The sequence below is a fragment of the Brevibacillus migulae genome, assembly GCF_004521915.1.
Lineage (GTDB): Bacteria > Bacillota > Bacilli > Brevibacillales > Brevibacillaceae > Brevibacillus_F > Brevibacillus_F migulae.
In genome coordinates this window covers 49,836-69,005 of the sequence record NZ_SDKD01000018.1, presented here as the reverse complement: position 1 = coordinate 69,005, position 19,170 = coordinate 49,836, and the positions used below count along the sequence as shown (strand labels likewise).

Annotated in this window: 18 protein-coding genes; 9 read left to right on the top strand and 9 right to left on the bottom strand. The window is 49.9% G+C overall.

All coding sequences use genetic code 11. The features are described from left to right. The first annotated feature begins 329 nt into the window (after positions 1–329). Complete coding sequence (locus EIZ37_RS18925) at positions 330–884, top strand: hypothetical protein (protein ID WP_134686346.1); 555 nt, start codon at positions 330–332, stop codon at positions 882–884. 10 nt (positions 885–894) lie between these two features. Here the strand turns inward: EIZ37_RS18925 and EIZ37_RS18920 are convergent, their stop codons facing one another. Genes EIZ37_RS18920 through EIZ37_RS18905 form a run of 4 tightly spaced genes read right to left on the bottom strand, consistent with a single transcriptional unit; the run spans position 895 to position 6,182 of the window. Further along, positions 895–2,208, bottom strand: coding sequence for a YheC/YheD family endospore coat-associated protein (locus tag EIZ37_RS18920; protein ID WP_134686345.1), 1,314 nt, complete (start codon positions 2,206–2,208; stop codon positions 895–897). A gap of 41 nt (positions 2,209–2,249) precedes the next feature. Then, positions 2,250–3,626, bottom strand: a complete 1,377-nt coding sequence (locus tag EIZ37_RS18915) for a YheC/YheD family endospore coat-associated protein (RefSeq protein ID WP_134686344.1) — start codon at positions 3,624–3,626, stop codon at positions 2,250–2,252. 4 nt (positions 3,627–3,630) lie between these two features. Then, a complete protein-coding gene (locus EIZ37_RS18910; RefSeq protein ID WP_134686343.1) occupies positions 3,631–4,722 on the bottom strand; it encodes a YheC/YheD family endospore coat-associated protein in 1,092 nt (363 codons plus the stop codon). A gap of 5 nt (positions 4,723–4,727) precedes the next feature. Beyond that, positions 4,728–6,182, bottom strand: coding sequence for a YheC/YheD family endospore coat-associated protein (locus EIZ37_RS18905; RefSeq protein WP_134686342.1), 1,455 nt, complete (start codon positions 6,180–6,182; stop codon positions 4,728–4,730). Positions 6,183–6,257: 75 nt separating this feature from the next. Here EIZ37_RS18905 and EIZ37_RS18900 point away from each other — a divergent pair, with 75 nt between their 5' ends. The 3 genes from EIZ37_RS18900 to EIZ37_RS18890 all read left to right on the top strand — a co-directional run bounded on the left by EIZ37_RS18900 (position 6,258) and on the right by EIZ37_RS18890 (position 10,814). Continuing rightward, complete coding sequence (locus EIZ37_RS18900; protein WP_407921154.1) at positions 6,258–7,424, top strand: DUF445 domain-containing protein; 1,167 nt, start codon at positions 6,258–6,260, stop codon at positions 7,422–7,424. Between the two features lie 196 nt (positions 7,425–7,620). Continuing rightward, entirely contained in the window at positions 7,621–8,931 is a 1,311-nt protein-coding gene (locus EIZ37_RS18895) for a DRTGG domain-containing protein (RefSeq protein WP_134686340.1), read from the top strand. A 128-nt stretch (positions 8,932–9,059) separates the two neighbouring features. Beyond that, positions 9,060–10,814 carry a YcdB/YcdC domain-containing protein gene (locus tag EIZ37_RS18890; protein ID WP_134686339.1) on the top strand — a complete coding sequence of 585 codons (1,755 nt, stop codon included), beginning with the start codon at positions 9,060–9,062 and terminating at the stop codon, positions 10,812–10,814. A gap of 57 nt (positions 10,815–10,871) precedes the next feature. Here the strand turns inward: EIZ37_RS18890 and EIZ37_RS18885 are convergent, their stop codons facing one another. Next, positions 10,872–11,051, bottom strand: a complete 180-nt coding sequence (locus EIZ37_RS18885; protein WP_134686338.1) for a hypothetical protein — start codon at positions 11,049–11,051, stop codon at positions 10,872–10,874. Positions 11,052–11,248: 197 nt separating this feature from the next. Here EIZ37_RS18885 and efeO point away from each other — a divergent pair, with 197 nt between their 5' ends. The 4 genes from efeO to EIZ37_RS18865 all read left to right on the top strand — a co-directional run bounded on the left by efeO (position 11,249) and on the right by EIZ37_RS18865 (position 15,695). After that, positions 11,249–12,103 carry an iron uptake system protein EfeO gene (efeO, locus tag EIZ37_RS18880; protein WP_134686396.1) on the top strand — a complete coding sequence of 285 codons (855 nt, stop codon included), beginning with the start codon at positions 11,249–11,251 and terminating at the stop codon, positions 12,101–12,103. A gap of 4 nt (positions 12,104–12,107) precedes the next feature. Further along, positions 12,108–13,382, top strand: a complete 1,275-nt coding sequence (efeB, locus tag EIZ37_RS18875; protein WP_134686337.1) for an iron uptake transporter deferrochelatase/peroxidase subunit — start codon at positions 12,108–12,110, stop codon at positions 13,380–13,382. A gap of 16 nt (positions 13,383–13,398) precedes the next feature. Continuing rightward, positions 13,399–15,192 carry an FTR1 family iron permease gene (locus EIZ37_RS18870; protein WP_134686336.1) on the top strand — a complete coding sequence of 598 codons (1,794 nt, stop codon included), beginning with the start codon at positions 13,399–13,401 and terminating at the stop codon, positions 15,190–15,192. 86 nt (positions 15,193–15,278) lie between these two features. Further along, entirely contained in the window at positions 15,279–15,695 is a 417-nt protein-coding gene (locus EIZ37_RS18865; RefSeq protein WP_134686395.1) for a VOC family protein, read from the top strand. Positions 15,696–15,846: 151 nt separating this feature from the next. Here EIZ37_RS18865 and EIZ37_RS18860 read toward each other — a convergent pair whose 3' ends face one another. The 3 genes from EIZ37_RS18860 to EIZ37_RS18850 form a co-directional block, all read right to left on the bottom strand. Continuing rightward, positions 15,847–16,359: a CBO0543 family protein gene (locus EIZ37_RS18860; protein WP_134686335.1), complete on the bottom strand. Its 513-nt coding sequence runs from the start codon at positions 16,357–16,359 to the stop codon at positions 15,847–15,849. 48 nt (positions 16,360–16,407) lie between these two features. After that, positions 16,408–16,836 (bottom strand): alpha/beta hydrolase, encoded by a 429-nt coding sequence (locus tag EIZ37_RS18855; protein ID WP_167568990.1) that lies wholly within the window; start codon positions 16,834–16,836, stop codon positions 16,408–16,410. Positions 16,837–16,905: 69 nt separating this feature from the next. Further along, positions 16,906–17,697, bottom strand: coding sequence for an alpha/beta fold hydrolase (locus EIZ37_RS18850; protein ID WP_134686333.1), 792 nt, complete (start codon positions 17,695–17,697; stop codon positions 16,906–16,908). A gap of 158 nt (positions 17,698–17,855) precedes the next feature. Between EIZ37_RS18850 and EIZ37_RS18845 the strand changes: the two genes are divergently transcribed. Further along, a complete protein-coding gene (locus tag EIZ37_RS18845) occupies positions 17,856–18,449 on the top strand; it encodes a DUF2087 domain-containing protein (RefSeq protein ID WP_134686332.1) in 594 nt (197 codons plus the stop codon). A 250-nt stretch (positions 18,450–18,699) separates the two neighbouring features. On the opposite strand, the gene EIZ37_RS18840 is transcribed toward EIZ37_RS18845, so the two are convergent. Beyond that, positions 18,700–19,011 (bottom strand): YtpI family protein, encoded by a 312-nt coding sequence (locus EIZ37_RS18840; protein ID WP_134686331.1) that lies wholly within the window; start codon positions 19,009–19,011, stop codon positions 18,700–18,702. Positions 19,012–19,170 lie beyond the last annotated feature (159 nt).

Sequence of the window (19,170 nt, the reverse complement as noted above, 5' to 3'; positions counted from 1 at the left end):
ATGCAACCGTCGGTGAGGAAGGGAAGGCCGGGACGGGCGGAGTTTTTTGCCATACCGACCAAGGTGGAGCTTGCAAAAACGGGACATGCTTGTCGCGCAATCGCTACGGGTGAATCCGCTTCTTCGAACCCTTTTGTGCGACGTCCCGTTTTTGCGAGCGGAACCGGACAGTCTCAACTTCCTCGCAGGTGTGGCAACTTCGCAGCCCCGCCCGGTCTTCCCTTCCCCCACCACAATGTTTGCACAACCCTTATGCTGGTTTTTCTCTTCCGGTGAAACAGGTATAATCGACACAAAGACATTACCGCGGATGGAGTAGGAGGAAACAGATGGTCAGAGACGTTGCGAATCGATATCGCGGACTTCCCCCGCGCACGCCCGAGATGTTGCTGCAGGTCATCCGGAAATTTTATAGGGGAGCGGTCAGTCACTACGCATGGATTCAGGAAAAGAAGGCAGAGACGCTGCTGGCGTGGCAGCAATATCGGCAGACAGGCGAGCCGCACGAGCTGGGAGAAGCGCTGACAGTCTTGTTTCAGGAGTTTCACTTCTATGTGACCTGCTGGCTGCAGATCGATCTCGCCCTGTTCCGCTTGGCACGAATGGAGGAGACCAAGGCGTACCAAGAGGTAAGAGAACAGTTTGAGGCGGAGATCGAGCGACACTTGGCGGTCCGTGCAAAACTGGAGGATATTCCGAATGCTGTTGAAACACAGTACCTCCATTTTGGTGCAGAGCTGCGTTGTGTACCAGAGGATCGCTATTGGTTTGAAGGGACATTCTTCACCGTAGAGGAAGACAGTTTGCATACCCTCCATGAGCTGGCCCGCAGGGTGTCGGCGATCACAGAGACGCTGCAGCAAAAAGAACCGCCCTGTCAGTGACAGCGCGGTTTTATCCAACAGCAGCTTCTTTTTTTTCACCGCAAAGCTTATAGACATACTGGGCATATCCGATCAGATTGGAAAGAGAAGTTCGGCGAATGGTGGGTTCATCGAATTTTTCCGGTTTGGCATTGGCCTCAAAAAACCAAAGCCTTCCTTCTTTTGTCAGACCCAAATCCATTGACATCTCAGCCAAATCCTCAACGACTTCATTCAAATTTTCCGCGATCGTTAATGCCGTCTCCCCTATTTTTTTCATCATCTCTTCTTCCTGCTCGGGGAACAATTCACCCAACACTTTTTTGGCTGAATGAATCGAGCCCCCCCGCGGCACATGCGTAGTAATGCTGTTTGCGCCCGCACGCCTGATGCCGATCCCGGTTACATCCCAGACGCCGGTTCCATTTTTTTGCACCAACACGCGCACATCGAAGGGGCGGCCTTTGTATTTGGCAAGCGGAATGGCCTGTTGTATGATGTATTTTTTTCCGGCTATCCGCTGGCGGATATACTTCCACGCTGCATGGAGGGTTGAAAAATAGCAGGTAATGGCTCTTTGCTGATGGACACGCCGCAGGCGCCAACGCTTTTGGTAGAAATCCAGGCGCATGATGCCCTGGCCGGCTTTGCCGAGAACGGGCTTTAAATAGACGCTTCGGTGTTGAGACAGGAATGTTTTCAACCTGACAAAGCTGTCTAATCGTTTCGTTTCCGGCAAAAAGGTGGTCGCTTCAGGTATTTCTTCCAACCGTTGAAACAGGGATTGTTTGTTAAAGAAGCGGCGATTAAACAGGGTGATTTGTTTCATACTCGCGAATTGATTCAAGGTTTTGATGACGTCACTTTGTTTTTCCCATTTGCGGGTGGGAATCCGGTTGTATACGACATGCGGAAACGGCAATGTGGCTTCTAACCAGGTATCCTGCTTCTCATCATACAGGTAACCGGACACTTTATGCTGCTCCCAGTCGATGCCGCTCGGAGTAAATACATAGACCAATGCGCCCAGCTTTTTGCCGGAGAGAAAGATATCCCGAAAATTGTCCCGATTTCCGCGGAATTCTAGTCCTTCGCCAACGGTAAGGATACCGATCAATGGCCCGATGCTGATCTGGTCATTCCATATCCGCCACCGTATCCTCGTACGGATGCGGCCGGTCTGAACGGGAGGAAGACCGAGATGAATACGCTTTTTTTGTGCGTACGGCCCTACCTGTGCTACGACTCGACGACGCGCACTAAATGCGATCGGTAGCCGCGCAGCGTGCAGATACCATTTGCCCGAGGGAAGTATGGTAAGCCACCCGGAACGCGACTGGGTCATGGGAATTCCTCCTTCCTGATACACAAGGTGGGTCATGATGTTCAAAAGTTAGCCAGATAACAGCTGTAGTCTACAAGCAGGCTGCGGGAAATCTCATCCGCATGTTTGAGACGGGCGTGCTTGAAGATGGAACGGCCTGGCTTGGAGTTCGCTTCAAACATCCAGACATGTCCGTGAACATCGATTCCCATATCCAGTCCGAGTTCCCCGAGGTAAATGCCTTTTGCTTCTTCAATGGCTGAGGCGAGTCGGATCGCGGCTTCACTGATACGGTTCTGTATCAAAGCTTTTTGACGTCCGTATAAATGTTGCAGCAGATCTTCACCTGGGATCACGGTTCCACCTGTCCGGACATGGGTGGTCACGCTGCCTGAGCCTGCCACTTTTGCCGCCATGCAGGAAACGACCCACTCATTTTGCTGGTTTTTGTGAAGATGTACACGGAAATCGAAGGGGCGGTTTTGATAGGTTGCAAGATTGATTCCTTGCTGGACGAGATAAGCACTGACTTTTCTCGTACGGAAAATATGCTGGTACAGTGACGTCAGTTTACGGAATCGCCGTTTCACATTTGTGCCGCCAACATGATAGGAAACCTCATAGCTATGACCGGGGACCTGGGTAATTTTGACGATCCCGTAGCCGAGGCTTCCGTCCTTTGGTTTTAAATAAAGCATCCGGTATTTACTGAGCATGTTGCGAAGCGTACGGATCGAGGGAGCATGGTGGGTTTCCGGTATATGCTCATTTACCTCGGCATTGGGGTATAGCAGCTGATGGACGCCCCACTTATTGAAAAAGCCTTGGTTAAACATGGGGATGTTTTCATAATTGGCCAGTTGCACTTTGAATTGCCGGACATTTTCTTTTTTCTCCGCACCCCGTGATGGGATCCGGTCATAGATGACGTCAGGCAGGGCAGTTAGCAATTTTTTCCATTGATAGCGACCTTGCTTGGTACGTCGAAGAAACCAGCCCCGCACTTGCTTTTGCTCCCAATCCACATCGTCTGGAGAAAAAATGAAATAAAAGACCCCTTTTCCTTCTTGCGCTTGCAGCAGCTTGGTAAAAAAGGAGCTCCGTTGGCCAATCGGCTGGCTCGCCTGATTGCGAAGACCGGTCGTGACAATCCCGATCGACGGTCCGATTCGCAGGACTTCGCCTTCTTTTTTCAAATGGATCAACCCGCTATGGGGAATGCCAAGTTGGTTCTTGAGTGAACTGGTCACTTTGACTGTGTTGCTGTCTGGATTGCGCTTATCCTGGAAGACGGTGGCGACCACTTGCCTTTTTCCCAGTGACAGGGTGATTCTTTGACGGGGGCGAAGCTGCAGTTGTTGGCACAGATTCAGCGGTATGACGATCCCAGTCAGATGAGGATAGGATAGGAAGCGAAGTCGCACTGTAATAGAATCCATACACTTAGTAACCTCCTACGCGCTCTTTCATGAGATAGTGGGCGTACTTGACCGGTTGGGAGATGGAACGGATTCGGGCCATCCGGTCGGAAATCTGACGAAAAACGGTTCGGCCCGGCCTGCTGTTGACTTCGATAATCCATACATGTCCGTTCGTATCAATACCGATATCAATTCCCAGTTCGACCAGTCGTCCGTGATACTGTTCCAGAAAAGACGGGAGCAAGCTGGTTACCTGATCGATCTCCTCTTCGATGCGCTTCCGCTGCTGGACTGGGAAGATATCGGCAAGAAAATCGGAGAGTGGAACGGCCCTCCCTCCTCCATGCAGATTGGATGTAATATTCTCCTTAACACCAATACGCACGGCTTTCCCGGTTGTTTCCCACTGCCCATGCCCGTTTTTTTGCACGAGCACACGCACATCAAACGGTGTCCGATCCGGTGTATGAAGTGTCAGATAAGGTTGTAGAAGAAATCTGCGCGTGCCCATAAAGCCGGTGAGAAAGCTCTTCAATTCCGTTTGTGAGCGGAAACGTTTGCGAAAAGGTTTATTCTCCTGAGCTCTGCCTGTTGCCGTAAACGCGCCGTCTTTGCCTGTGATGCGCACGACTCCGATCCCATGTGTGCCGGCAGCGGGTTTGATGATGACGGCACGTTTTTGCTGAAGCATATCAAACAGCGTTGTCATGCTGAACCACTGAGTGTCGGGCAGCCATTTTTTCAGCGCTGGTGATTGGCTTAAGATTTGGTGAACCTGCCATTTTCCCGATAAGCCGTGGCCGAGAAACTGGATGTCGGGATCGTTTTGCAACTTCTCAATAAATGGTTTATAGTGGCGATAGGACGGCCCGATAAAGCATCGGTCATAAATAAAGGCGGGAAGCGGCAGGGTCGACGCCTGCCAAGCACCTTGGCGATATATATACCCGGAAGCCAGTCTGCGTTCAAAATCGACTCGCCGGGGAGAAAAAACAAAGACACGGATGCCCAATTTGCGTCCGATCAGGGTCAGCTTTTTGTAATAGCCTTTTTCCATGAATTGGGATCCATTGCAATAGGTGATGATTCCTAGCGTTTTCCTCTGTTCATCCATAGAAGTCACCTGCGTTTGCGTTTTCTCTTTTTTGCGACTTTGACTTTCTTTTTCTCATTGCTTGGAAGTGGAAATCCACTCAAGTAAGCAGCATAATCAAGCATGCGGACGACCGATGGCCGTGGCTTGCGGCGTAAGGAGGGTTGTGGCTCTCCTTCTTCGCCGTCCACATCTGGCTGCTGTACGGAAGACGTGGATTTGGAAGGCTTGCTGTTTACCTCCAGCAGCCAAATACGGCCGCGTGTGTCAACGCCAAGATCCACACCGAATTCCGCATAGTGGCCTTGAATACTGTCCTCCAGCATGGTCGCGAGCCGTTGCGCCACCTGCTTGATCTCCTCCACACTGGTGGAACCCCCTAACCGGGGACCGCAAATGAGCAGGGCTTGACGGGGAGAGATCATCGAGCCGCCGCGGGCTATATTGGAGACCACTTTGTTTTGACCAAGCCGGGCAACCAGCGAGCTGACACTCCATTTTCCGCGTCTGTCTTTTTGTACGAGAACGCGAAAGTCGGTCGGTTTTCCGTTGCGTCCGATCAGCGAAAGCCCTTGCTGCAGCAGATATGCTTTTCCTTTGGTCTGTTTTTGCAAGGCGCGATGCAGCGACATGACGTCGCGAAAGGTCTGGGTCGCTGTGCCTTCTGGAGTGGGACGTGTCAGCTTGTATCCGGCGGAGGATGTGCGAATCTGATAAATCCCCTTGCCCATGCTTCCGTTGGTCGGCTTGGCATAGACGGAAGGAAAGCTGCCAACCATCTCAACGAGGTCTTGATGAGCATGATAGCGTACCGTTTTGGGCAGATAGGGCGTTGCTTCCGGCACTGCCTGTAATGCGCGATGGACATGCCATTTGTTTAAAAAATGTTCGTTAAAAAACGGAATCTGCCGTTCTTTGCACCGTGTAATCAATGTTTCCAATTCTTCGGCTTTCTCGGATTTGCGGTTCCCAATTCGGTTGTAGATACATTGGGGCAATGGGAGTGTGGCTGTATGCCACAAGCCATTTCTCCGGATCAAGCCACGGACGGTCTCTGTTTCCCAGTTGACGTCCTGCATCCGAAAGGCGACGGCTACCCCTCCCCGCTGCCGACAAATATCAGCAATTTCATTGAGAAAAGGTGTAAAGGTTCCATATGGATTTCGCGCGTTTTGCGAAAATCTGGAAATGAGGATGCCGATCAACGGCCCAAATACAAGGCGGCGCAGATTCGCTTCATACCGCAGCTGAAGAGGTATGCCCGTAGGAATGCGCAAGGTACGAGCGAGAGATGGGCGAATCACAGTGGTTGAGGAGCGTTCGAACTCTTTTACTTGCCCCGTTGCCTGTATGCTGCCGAATTGAATGGTCAGTGCAGTCAGCGGAATCTTTAATTTGCGGCATACGCTTTTGGGAAGATAGAGGTCAGTTTCTGCAGAAGTCGGTTCCAACGCTCGGACAGTGGTACGGACCTGTAACATGAATATCCCCTTCCCGTGGGCGTTAGGTTAGTCTATTTTATGAGTGCCTAATAACTTTGGTTCCTTGATAGAGAGGTGTTTGCATTGAACGACTGGGCATTAATGCTAGTAAATATAGCAATCGGTTCGGTAATAGGCGGAGTCACAAACGAGCTTGCCATCCGCATGCTTTTCCGCCCCTATAAACCATGGATGATCGGGAGTTTTCGCGTACCTTTTACCCCAGGGTTGATCCCGCGGCGAAGAGACGAAATCGGGGTGCAAATGGGCCGGTTGGTGGAGCATCATCTGCTCACGGTAGAAGGCGTAAAAAAGGCGATTGCCCAATCTGGAGCAGAAGCGATGCTGCAGAACTGGCTGACAAGTCTGTTCGAAAAATGGCTGGCTGGCGATCGCAGTCTCAAAGAGCAAATCCAATCGTGGATTCCGGGATGGTTTACGGATGAAGGGGGCTGGAGTGAACAGATCCGGCAGCCCGTCCGGCAAAAATGGAAGGACGGCATCCAGACGCTGCTTCATCGCCATGGCGAGCGAACGATTGCGAGTCTCATCTCCGAGGGAGCGAAAGACCGTCTGCAGGCATCGGTCGATTCACTCGGACGCATGATACTCGAGCGCTTCGCTGATTATTTACGCTCTTCCGAAGGGCAAAGGGATGTGCAGCAAATGATCCGCGGCTTGCTCGGCGGGGGAGGTGGCATGTTTGGCGGTCTGATGGGTATGTTTCTCGGTGATGACAAAATGGTCGCCAAAATTCTGCCATACCTCGAAGATATCCTGCAGAGCCCGGAGTTGGCCCAGCGCCTGTCAGCCTTTTTGCATCAGGAAGTGGACAAGCTGCTGCAAAAGCCGTTGCATGAGGTCGTCTCGTTGATCGGAGAGGCGCAAATCGATGAATGGTCGGAAGCGTTGTTTCAACGAATGGAGGAAAAGTCGCTGGAATGGCTGGACCAACCGCCTGCCTATTGGTTTGCGAAATGGCGGGAGAGCATTGTGCAGGAACTGATCCCACGTGTAACAAGATGGGCGGTAACACTGCTCCAGCAAAATGTGGAAACGCTTTTCGCCAAGCTGTCGATCACAGAAATTGTGACGCGGCAGGTGGAATCCTTCCCATTGGAGCGGGTAGAGGAAATGATTGTCGGGATATCCGGCAAAGAATTCCGGATGATCACGGTGCTGGGCTTTATTCTTGGCGGCATCATTGGAGCGGTCCAGGGGCTGATTGGATGGTTGTGGTAACGGACAGCCTCCACTTTTCCATATAAATGAAAAGAAACTGTAATTGCGTTGTAATATTCCTGTAACATTTCCGGGGTAAGATAAAAGCACGATGAAAACCCCCTTAATGTAATATAATTGCCAGTGCAGCTGAAGAAAGCTGCTCTTTTTTTTTGCTTCCTGTTCAGTTATATTTGTCGGAGGAGGGGGAAGACGGATGGCGACTAAACACGAACAAATTTTACAATATATCGACCGCCTCCCTGTGGGGACGAAAATATCTGTCAGGCAGATAGCCAAAGATCTGGAAGTAAGCGAAGGTACCGCTTACCGAGCCATTAAGGAAGCGGAAACCCAGGGATACGTCAGCACCATCGAACGCGTCGGAACCGTGCGGATTGAAAAGAAACAGAAGGAAAACATCGAGCGCCTGACCTTTGCCGAGGTTGTCAATATCGTGGATGGACACGTGCTGGGCGGGAAAGAAGGCTTACATAAAACGTTGAACAAATTTGTAATCGGTGCGATGAAGCTGGAAGCGATGATGCGCTATGTGGAAGCGGGCAGCCTGCTGATTGTCGGGAACCGCGATCAGGCGCACAAGCTTTCCTTGCAGCAAGGGGCAGCGGTCCTCGTCACGGGGGGATTCGATACCAGCGATGAGGTAAAAGCGTTGGCGGACCAGCTCGCCCTGCCGATCATCTCATCTAGCTACGATACATTTACGGTCGCGGCTTTGATCAACCGCGCGATATACGACCGTTTGATCAAAAAAGAGATCGTCATGGTAGAGGACATTCTCAAGCCTTTGGCGGAAACGCCTCTGCTCCATCCATGGGATCCGATCGCCAAGTGGCATCAATACACGGAATGGTATCGGGAAACACGCTTTACGGTAGTAGACGAGCAAATGCGGCTGGTCGGCATCATTACGTCGAAAGACATCATCGGCCATGAGCCAACCGTGACCATTGAAAAGGCGATGTCGAAAAATCCGATCACGACCTCTCCGCGCGTATCGGTTGCCTCCTGTGCCCATACGATGGTGTGGGAAGGGATCGAGCTGCTGCCCGTCGTGGACAATTACAAAAAGCTGGTCGGCGTGCTCAGTCGCCAGGATGTGCTAAAAGCTCTGCAGTATATTCAGAAGCAGCCGCAGACGGGTGAGACCTTCCCGAATTTGATCATGAATCATTTTCGCGAGGAAAAAGAGGGAGACACGCTATCCTATTACGGCGAGGTTTCCCCGCAAATGACGAATCATCTGGGAACGGTGGCAAGCGGCATTTTGACCACCGTCATGGTCGAGGCGGCTTGCAACCTGCTCCGGCAGCATCGGAGAGGCGACATGATGCCGGAAAACATTACGGTCTACTTTTTGAAACCGGTGCAAATGGAAAGCCGGATCGAAGTAGTCCCGCGTTTATTGGATATCAGCAGACGTGTAGGAAAAGTCGAAGTATCCGTCTATCATGATGAGGTCATGGTGGGGAAAGCCATGGTGACCGCACAAATACTTGAGCGATAATCGATTAAAAGATGCCATCGTGGAGTCAACTTCACAAAGGTGTCTTTTTTTATTGGGAAAACTATGGAAAATATTTCAAAATGTTGCTATATTTGATTGTGTGCTATAGGAAAAAGGAGGAAATCCGAATGAAGATTTGGAAAAAAGCTGCACTTACTGCTGTAGCTGTTAGCTTGCTTTCAGCGACTCCGGCGTGGGCGGCAAAACCAAAAGACCACGAGGACAGATTGTCCAACAAAGAGGCGTGGCTGAAGAAGCTGGAAGAGGCTCAGGAAGCAAAAGAGAAAGCTTTGGAAAAGGGAAAAGGAAAAGTCAAAGCAAAGGCGATCAAAAAGCTTCCGGCGGAAATGAAACAAGTCCTGCAAAAGATCATCAAGCAGTTGCCCGAGTTGAAAGATTTCGAAGTGAGCAGCGCTTACATAAATGAAGGAGATGAATACCAGCCGGAGACATGGGAGTTCGAGCTGGATAATGGCAAAAAGGGTGATGAAGCCGCATATGCAGACATTGAGGTGAATGCAGAAACGGGTGCGCTGTCAAGCTATCGTTACCATACGAGAGACGAGGAAGAGGGAGAACTTCCCGACTATGATGATGCCAAGAAGAAGGCAGACGATTTTTTAGCAAAGATTATGACTACGGATGCAAAAAAATATAAAGTCATCGCGGATGTAGAAGAGGAAGAGGAAGAAGATTTCGAAGGATCCAGGATGTTCATTTATGAGCGTTTCGTAAATGGCATTCCGCTACGGGGTGCACATATTTCCATTCATGTGGACAGTGAAGGAAACATCGTGTATTTCAGAAATGCAAACCCTTCCAAAATCAAGGATTCCAGCTTTCCAAAGCCCAATAATGCATTGTCTGAAAAGGAAGCAGATGAAAAGTATACCGACCTGATGGACATGGAACTGCTATACAATAAATCAGAGATCATCGAGTATCCAGCGGATGACGACGATGACGATGACGATGATGATCGCGACTATAAAACCAAGCCCGTATTGAAATACGAGCCTCGCTACGCAGGTCCAATGGATGCGGCGAAGGGCGGAATTCCGAAAGATTTAGATCTGTGGGAAGAGAGCAAAAATGAAGGGAAAATGTTCTCGCTCACTCCAAAAGGAGAGAAAATGTACGCTCCTAACCGTGAGGCTGCAGAACAGCTGCTAAAGAACGCTTTTGGCATCGATATGAGCAAGTTTGAAATGTACGATGAAGACGATGAAGAAGATGAAATCTACTATAACTGGGAATCTAACTCGGATGATGATGATCGGGAAATTGAGCTCGGAGTAGATGCGAAAACCGGAGAGGTTATTGATTTCTATGTTTGGCACCGAGAAGATGCGCCTAAGCCAAAACTTTCAGAGGAACAAGCATTGGAGTATGCAACCACCTTTGTGGAGAGATTCATCGACACCGATATAAAAGAAGTGCAGCTGCGTAACGTATACCTCCCAGTGGAAACACCAAAGTTCCCGTCATGGGTGGACAAGGATATCATTGAAGAAATCGAAGAAGAAATCGAGCCTGAGCATACCTACCGTTTCTCCTTTTATGCCACTCATCAAGGAGTAGCGGTTGAGAACGACCGTTTCTCTGTTCGAGTAAACGCAACAACGGGGGAAATAGAAGGTTTCGGCTATAATTTAGAGGATGATGTCGACCTCCCGGATAACGAAAATGTCGCGTCCGAGAAAAAAGCGGCGAAAGCCTACTTGAAGGCTCAACCGCTGAAGCTCATGTATATTTATCCTGAATTCTTCGGTTACAAGGCTCCGAAGCCAATTCTGGTATATGAGTCCGAATATACGCAAGCCGGTTATGTCGATGCATTCACTGGGGAATTTGTGAAAGTAAGAGAACCAAAAAAAGACTAGATTGAAAAAAGGCTCCGCCCTATCCAGTGGCGGAGCCTAACTTTTTACTCGGACGGTTTAGAATCCACCATGCTGATCGTTATGCATCGTACTCATCGTCTGCCCATAGTACGCATCACCCGAAAAGTCCTTGGAGGCAAATTTATCCCTCGCCCGCAAGCTGACCGAACCACGCAGGCAATACGCAAGACCGATGAGACCGCCACCCAATATGAGAATGAGCAAAAACGGATTCATAGTGAGCCCCCTCCTAGTAACTGTAATGCACCAGTCATTACCATTTACGAAAAGAAACGAAAAAAGTTACGATTAGAGTTGACGAATAGTGTGATAACGGCTATCATTTGAAATGGTCATGATAATCATTATCATTTATATAAGGGGAGATTTCCTTGTTAAACCCACGAATCAGCCTCACAGCACCAATCCTGGGAATGGCATTGCTCGTTTCTGCTTGCGGAAACAACGCGAGTGCACCAGCTAACCAGACAACCGATGCGCCTGCGACTGCGACAGCCGGACAGCAAGCCGAGCAGCCGCAAGCGGCGAATACAACCGATTCAGAGCAGTTCCAAGATGCTGTCAAAGCATACCATCAATTTGTGATCGCGCAAACCGATCAGTTCGTAAAAGATACACAGGCATTTGTCGATGCGATCAAAGCGAACGATATGGAAAAAGCCAAAGCTCTCTATGCTCCATCGCGGATGTATTTTGAGCGTATTGAACCGATCGCCGAATCGCTAGGGGATTTTGACCCATGGATCGATGCCCGCGAAGGCGACGTACCTGCGAATGAGTGGAAAGGTTTCCACCGCTTGGAGAAAGCATTGTGGCAGGATAAATCTTTGGATGGCATGGCACCGGTAGCGGATCAATTGCTGCAGGATGTGAAAATGCTTCGTGTGAAGGTTGAAGGGGTAGAAATCGATGCTCCGATGCTCGTGACCGGTGCCGTGGAATTGCTGAATGAGGTTTCCTCCAGCAAAGTGACAGGTGAGGAAGAGCGCTATTCCCACACGGATTTGTATGATTTTGCGGCAAACGTAGAAGGTGCTTATGAAATCTTCAAAGTGCTGCAGCCAACCGTAGAGGCGAAGAATAAAGAGCTTGCTGCCGAAATCGACAAGCGCTTTAAAGAGCTGGATGCGACGCTTCAGCCTTACCGCAAAGACAGCGGCTATGTTCTCTACACAGATTTGAAAGAAGATGAAGTGAAAAAATTGAGCCAGGCGATCGATGCCTTAGCCGAGCCTCTGTCCCAGATCGGTACCGTTGTGGAGGGATGATGAAATGAAGCAGGAAGCAAACGACCGAGCAGACAAGTCCGCCATCAGCAGACGCGAGCTGTTGAAAATGGGGGCCGTCGGTGGCTTGGGATTATTCCTGGGCGCCGGCGTGATGAAAGGATTCGATATCGTTGACAACAACAAACCAGCCGCTTCCATGCTGACAAATGCGAATGGGATCATCCCTTTCTACGGTCGTCATCAAGCTGGTATCGTCACACCCATGCAGGATTTTGTCTGCATGGGTGCGTTTGATTTGACGGTGACGGACATTGCGGAGGTCAGAAAACTGTTTCAGGACTGGACAGCTGCTTCTGCAAGACTTGCCAAGGGGGAAGGTGTCGGCGAGGAAAGCAACAATGCGCTTGTGCCGCCAGTCGATACCGGGGAAACGATCGGACTGCAGCCGATGTCGACAACCATCACCTTTGGGGTCGGTCCGTCCTTTTTTGACGATCGCTTCGGTCTTGCCAGCAAACGACCGTCCAAACTCGTAGACATACCTGCGTTCAAACGTGATGAGCTGGTAGAGGAATGGTCACACGGCGATATCATCGTACAGGTCTGTGCGAATGATCAACAGGTAGCGTTCCATGCACTGCGCAATTTGGCCCGCATTGCCCGCGGCAAAGCGGTGCTGAGATGGCTGCAGCAAGGCTTTCAGCGGGCAGGAGCAGCGGATCCAAAAGGGGCAACTCCGCGCAATTTGCTCGGCTTTAAGGACGGCACGAACAATCCCAACGTGGCGGATGAAGAGACCGCCAAGCAGATTGTGTGGGCGCAGGCGGAAGACGGTGCACCGTGGATGGATCAAGGCAGCTATATGGTCGTCCGCCGAATCCGGATGCGAATCGAAGTGTGGGATCGCACGGCGCTCGGCGAGCAAGAGGCTACATTTGGGCGATACCGCGACTCCGGCGCACCACTTGGAGCAACAGGCGAGTTTGACCCTGCAGATTATACCAAGCTGGATAAAAATGGAAAGCCTGTGATTCCGGCCGATTCCCATATGGCTATAGCCAGTATGGGGGGCAAGGTCAAAATCCATCGTCGCGGCTATTCGTATTCCAATGGGATTGATCTGAAAACCGGACAGCTGGATGCAGGGCTTCTGTTTATCTGTTTTAACCGGGATCCGCTGCAGCAGTTTATCCCGATGCAAACCAAGTTGGCGGAGCTCGACCGGTTAAATGAATATATAGAGCATGTGGGCAGCGGCATCTACGCTTGCCTGCCAGGCGTGAAAGAGGGCGGTTATATTGGCGATACGTTACTGTAAAGAGACTAGGTTGAACATGAAACGGATCGGTATCATTCTCTGTACCGTCGCTATGCTCATGCTTTCCGTTTTTCCTTTCTCAGCGAGCGCCAATGAAGACAAGGCCGCCGTGCACAAGCAGCTGATCTCCTTTTCCAGTGATGCCTTGATCAGTGCGGGAGACGCGGACTGGGAAAACGTCCGTAAAGCAATCGCGGGGTTACAGCAGGCCTCCCTTTCGCTGCAGAAAGAGGAAGGAAATGAAGCCAAAGCCTTCACAGCAGCCTTGCAGGAAGCAGAAGCCGCTCTAGGGACAGCTGAAAGCGATCCAAAGCGCGCTTATGCAGCCATATCCGCACTTGCCAAGGCAACGGATACGTACATTTCGGCTGGCGATCAAGATCAGATGGCGGCGCAAATCCATGAAAAGATTCAAACGGCACTCCTGCCGATTCTGAAAGAAACAATGACTTCTGTTCAAGCCGCTGACTGGGACGCAGCGAAAAAGTCGTACAACCAATTCGTTGCCGCTTGGGGAAAAGCCGAAACGGCGATTCGCAAGGAAGATTCCAAGCTGTATGGCCGGATTGAAGTGAAGCTCAGCGGCGCGCGCATTGCGCTAAATACAGAGACGCCGAATCAGCAGCAGGCGACGACGAAATTGCAAGATCTGATTACCATTTTGGAGGACTATGCCGCTGGCAGGACAACCGCACCGGATTCTGCGGAAAACGGGGCTGCGGTAAATTCCATTGCCGGACTGATCGCACTGGTGGAGCAAGTCCGGGCGGATATCCAGCAAAAGCAAGCTGCTGCCGCCTATGCCAAAATGGAGACATTCGTTTCCTCTTGGCCGGAGGTGGAAGGAGAGGTTTCCACCCGTTCTCCGCAAGCGTATCGTGATATTGAAAATTACATGATCACCCTGTCCAGCCTCATGCTTTCTGCGGCGCCGGATTATGCGAAAGCAAGCGAAACTGCCGATCTGCTGATCCAGACGCTTTCTCCCTATGCCGAAGCATCGGCGTATACGGTATGGGATGCATTCGCGATATTGTTCCGCGAAGGCTTGGAGGCGATCTTGATCGTTGCGGCTCTGCTGGCGATGCTGAAGCGTTCCGGAAACGAAGATAAGCGGAAATGGATCTGGTCTGGAGCGGCCATGGGGATCGTGGTTTCCATCGCGATGGCTCTGGTGCTCACCGTATATCTGTCCAATCTTTCGACGGGAAGCTCACGTGAGATGGTCGAGGGGATTTCCAGCCTGATCGCGGTGATCTTTATGGTCACGGTAGGGGCATGGCTGCACGGAAAATCCAATATGAAAAGCTGGAATCGTTTTGTAGAGCGTACGATCGGAGCTTCGTTGGCAAAGGGAGCATTGTGGTCGCTTTCGATTACGGCTTTCTTGACGGTCATGCGCGAAGGGGCGGAAACCATCATTTTCTACTTGGGGATGGCACCGACGATTGACCCGATGGATTTGCTGCTGGGGATTGGGACTGCTGTCCTCACCCTGGTGGTCATCGCCTTTGCTGTATTGAAAGCAAGCGCGCGGATTCCGATTACCCTCTTTTTCCGCGTGGCGGGCCTGTTGATGTATTACATGGCCTTTAAGTTTTTGGGCGTGGGCATCCATGCGTTGCAAGTATCGGGTGTACTTCCTGCGCATGCCACGGGGGTAGTTCCGGAGATATCGGCGCTGGGCGTATACCAGAGCTGGGAAGTAATCATTCCACAACTGGTAGTCCTGATCATTATTTTGGGATCGATTATCCGGGTGGAGTGGAAAAGGCGCACGGTGAACAGCGGGCCCACTCCCGAAATGTGAGTAGTACGAACTTATCGCAATCGAGAAGAAATCACCTCAGACCTTTCATGCTACCATGAGGATAAATCAAAACGAGGTGATCAATGATGGCTCTGACAGCGAGCAATATTTTTGTCAATTTACCGGTAAAAGATTTGAAGAAATCGATGGAGTTCTTCTCCAGCATCGGCTTTGCCTTTAATCCGCAGTTTACTGATGATAATGCGGCGTGCATGGTGGTTAGTGAGAATATCTATGTGATGCTGCTGGTGGAACCATTCTTCCAAGGATTCAGCAAACGGCAAGTCACCGATACGGCCGATAGCTCGGAAGTCATCGTGGCATTGTCGGCGGAAAGCCGTGAAAAAGTAGACGAGATCGTCAACAAGGCGCTCGAAGCGGGTGGAAAGCCTGCGAATGAGCCGATGGACCAGGGCGGTTTCATGTATGCGTGGAGCTTTCATGATCTCGATGGGCATATGTGGGAAATCTTGTACATGGATCCGAGTGCCGTCCATCAATAAATCAAGAGTCCTATGAAGCGGGAGCGCATTTTTGGGGAAAGCCGCACATCGTTCATCAGACAAGACAATGGAAAACACGTCTCGTCATGTTGAAATCATTTAGGCAGCAGGTCTTTGGTGACCAGCTGCCTTTTTTCGCTGTGGGGTTCCATTATTCCTGATCTTTGAGCGGCACTCCGAAATGCCACAGTAAATAGGAAGTAATCAGCACGGAGATCGTGTAGGCCAACAACGGCTTTTTGTAATGGAGCCGAATCACAGAAAAGGAAATGAAATTAAACCAGATGGACCACAAAAAATTCCAATGATTGGCGTAAGAGATGGCGCCTATGTGATGAGCAATGAATTCCAACACCGCATAAATGGCGACATACTTCGTAATATGGAGAAATTGTTTGAATCGGTTTGCCGGGTAATTGGATAAGAAAACAAGCGTGACTGCGGGGAATGTAATGATGGAATAAAACAGATCAGCTGTTTCTTCACTCAGGAGAATATGGCCATGGTACCGCCAGAGATAAAAATCAGGATCATTCACCAGTAACCCGTATACCAAATTCGCAAATGGATAGAAAAGCATCGTTGCGTGATATTTTTTCCAGTTTTTCCAATCGCCCCATCGCCACGCGGCAAATAAAGACCAGAGAATAATTGCGATATGCATGTTTAGGCTCCGTGGTTTTTTTGTTAGTTTATCCCAAGGAGCATGAATTCATTTCCCTGCAGGTGCAGTTTCCAAATGGAGCTTGAAAAACGACAGCGTGTTCCTGATGATTTTTCGGCTAACCTCATCGTCGTTAAAAAGATCAAACGCATGCTGGCCATCTGGATGGGTAACCAGCTCTACCGGGATGCGTTGGTTCGTGGCTTCTTGCATGAAACGATCGATGGAGTCGTTGAAGAAGGGACGATCCAAGCCTGCCTTTACCACGAGCATAGGCGGTACGTTTGCTGGATTGCTTTTCAGGTGATTCATGGCAGAATACTGGCGGACGGTCTCGGGAGACAAATCGGGGAGCTCGCTTGCAAGCCCGTACATATCCATCAGTGGATAGTAGGCAGCCACACAGGTCAGCCACTCCGGCACGGTTTGCAGCAGCGCGGTCAAGGCTGTCGGGCCGCCTGCCGAGCAAAGCCACACTCCCAAATCTCATGAGGAAGAAATCGTAATGGAAACGAAGCGATTATGGAAGGTTCATGGTTGCCCTTTCTATTCGCGCTCCTCGTCAGTGGTGTCGTTTGTATGCGCTGTAAGCTTGATTTGCTTTAGACATTCACGGATCGCATCAACGACCGTTTGGGGCTCGGATAATTGGGGGAAATGGCCGCTATTGTGAGCGGTAATGTGTTTGCTGCCATTTGACAAGGAAAGCAGCTTCAATTGATTGTCCCTTCGTTTTTTACGAGCTTCCGCAGGCATGAGGCGATTCTCTTTGCCGCCAGTCACGACCCATACAGGGATTCCGGGGAAAAACTCGATTTGATCGATCTGTTCGACCGTATTTTTGACAAAATGAACTTCGCTGAATTTTTTGTGGGGATGCAAGAGATCAAATAGAGACAATAACTTGTTCAATGCTTTGACAAACTTGCCTTGATATTCATGAAGGTGGATATCATCCGGATGGCTGGATTCCAAAAAGACGATTCCGGCTAATTCGTCTGGATAAAGGCGCGCATATAAATTTGCATATAATCCTCCTAAAGAGTGACCGACCAATAAATAAGGAGGCGCAAAACCGACGAGTGTCAACGCCTCGCGCAGGGCTTCAATGATCGTGTTTCCATCTTGGGGTTCTTTGGGTTTATCACTATCGGCAACACCAAAACGATTATAAGAAAAAACGGAGGATATTTCCGAAAGGTCGGGCAATATTTTCATCCACCCTTCTATCGGCCCGGAGCCACCGTTGATCAAAACGATGCCTGGTGTGCCCGTTCCGCATACGTGATATTCCAGCATCCCTTTTGAGGTCTTGATTTTTGTTTTCTCGATACGCAATACACCGCACCTCGCTTGTCCAGATGCCCTTACATACGTACAAATGAAAGGAAAGTTTCCGAAAAGGAGCTCTGGGGAGTTGACAGAGGTCTGCTGATTTGATAATTATCTAATTAGATCATTATCAATTTTGTATCTGATGGAAAGGAGGTTTTAAATTGCAATTACAGCGCCTAGTGAATTTCCACAAAACATTAGGGGATCCGACGCGGATTCGCATCCTCGCTTTACTGGCCAATGGGCCTCTCCACGGCCAAGCGTTGGCTGGAAAGCTTGGCGTCACTCCGCCAACCATTTCCCATCACATGGATAAGCTCCGCGAGCTGGGACTGATCTACGAGCGCAGGGACAAAAATACGATTTATTTTCATTTGCATGCCAACCATTTGAAGCGGGATGTGACTGCGATTTTGGACGTAGTGTTCCAGCAGGGGATATCCGAGGAGCAGGAGGAGAACGAGATCATGCGCACACAGGAAGCGGAAAAGGCAGCAGTCATCCAAAATTTCTTTACCTTGGACGGAAAGCTCAAATCCATTCCGGCCCAGCGTAAGAAGAAGCTGATTGTCTTTGAACATATGGTAAAAGGGCTCTCGATGGGGAAAAAGTATCCGGAAAAGGAACTTAATGAATACATCAAAACGTTTCACGAGGATTATGCTACCATTCGCCGTGAATTTATCATGAATCAGTATATGTATCGGGAAAATGGCATCTATGAAATGAACCCGCCGGAATTGTGGGGAAAATAAAAAGGACAACCGCAGGCACAGCCCGGTTGTCTGAAGCAATAGAACGTCACAAAGAGAGTATAGCGCAGATCGGCAATCATCGCTATCGCAAACGTCTGGCAATACAGGTAAAAAATAACCCCGGTCGTCGTGGCCGGGGGAAGGAGACGAAATAGGAGAAAAAAGGTTGTCCTATTCCTTTTTTCGGTAAGAATGTTCTCCTTCCTGCTTAGGGAAACGCTGGAAATCGGCTAAAACTTGCAGCTGATTTCTAGCTTTCTTTGTTTTGGAAGGCATTCCATTCCCGGCGATTCGTCAAAAAATTGCGTGTACCCTGAATGAAATTGAAAAGACCGACCAGCAAAAACAGCAGACCGACAATGACTCGGACGGTTGTTAACGGTTCAAACGTATATTGGTTGATCCCGAACAACAAGAGCAAAATGCCTAAAGACATATTCATCTTGCCAAGCGTCATTCTGGCGGCCAAGGGATGCAATTCGCGTCTGCGGGCACTGATGCTGAAATAGACACTTCCGACCAACGACGCCAGCACTCCTGTCATATAAAAAGCGGACCACATCGTACCATCATCCTCCAATAAGCTTCTCCATCTTCTCATCCTACAGGAGAAACAGGCACAACGCAAATTCGGCCGATTGTATGTTCGCATTTTCGTAAACAATGCTATAATAAAAGAAAGCTTCAAGCCGGCTATATAGGGGACTATCTACTGGGAGGA

Excerpts from the sequence above, each read along its gene's own strand:
- efeO (WP_134686396.1), top strand. The coding sequence starts at position 11,249 with ATGGCATTGCTCGTTTCTGCTTGCGGAAACAACGCGAGTGCACCAGCT.
- EIZ37_RS18925 (WP_134686346.1), top strand. The coding sequence starts at position 330 with ATGGTCAGAGACGTTGCGAATCGATATCGCGGACTTCCCCCGCGCACG.
- EIZ37_RS18890 (WP_134686339.1), top strand. The coding sequence starts at position 9,060 with ATGAAGATTTGGAAAAAAGCTGCACTTACTGCTGTAGCTGTTAGCTTG.
- EIZ37_RS18885 (WP_134686338.1), bottom strand. The coding sequence starts at position 11,051 with ATGAATCCGTTTTTGCTCATTCTCATATTGGGTGGCGGTCTCATCGGT.
- EIZ37_RS18865 (WP_134686395.1), top strand. The coding sequence starts at position 15,279 with ATGGCTCTGACAGCGAGCAATATTTTTGTCAATTTACCGGTAAAAGAT.
- EIZ37_RS18910 (WP_134686343.1), bottom strand. The coding sequence starts at position 4,722 with ATGGATGAACAGAGGAAAACGCTAGGAATCATCACCTATTGCAATGGA.
- EIZ37_RS18840 (WP_134686331.1), bottom strand. The coding sequence starts at position 19,011 with ATGTGGTCCGCTTTTTATATGACAGGAGTGCTGGCGTCGTTGGTCGGA.
- EIZ37_RS18860 (WP_134686335.1), bottom strand. The coding sequence starts at position 16,359 with ATGCATATCGCAATTATTCTCTGGTCTTTATTTGCCGCGTGGCGATGG.
- EIZ37_RS18905 (WP_134686342.1), bottom strand. The coding sequence starts at position 6,182 with ATGTTACAGGTCCGTACCACTGTCCGAGCGTTGGAACCGACTTCTGCA.
- EIZ37_RS18920 (WP_134686345.1), bottom strand. The coding sequence starts at position 2,208 with ATGACCCAGTCGCGTTCCGGGTGGCTTACCATACTTCCCTCGGGCAAA.
- EIZ37_RS18870 (WP_134686336.1), top strand. The coding sequence starts at position 13,399 with ATGAAACGGATCGGTATCATTCTCTGTACCGTCGCTATGCTCATGCTT.
- efeB (WP_134686337.1), top strand. The coding sequence starts at position 12,108 with ATGAAGCAGGAAGCAAACGACCGAGCAGACAAGTCCGCCATCAGCAGA.
- EIZ37_RS18915 (WP_134686344.1), bottom strand. The coding sequence starts at position 3,626 with ATGGATTCTATTACAGTGCGACTTCGCTTCCTATCCTATCCTCATCTG.
- EIZ37_RS18895 (WP_134686340.1), top strand. The coding sequence starts at position 7,621 with ATGGCGACTAAACACGAACAAATTTTACAATATATCGACCGCCTCCCT.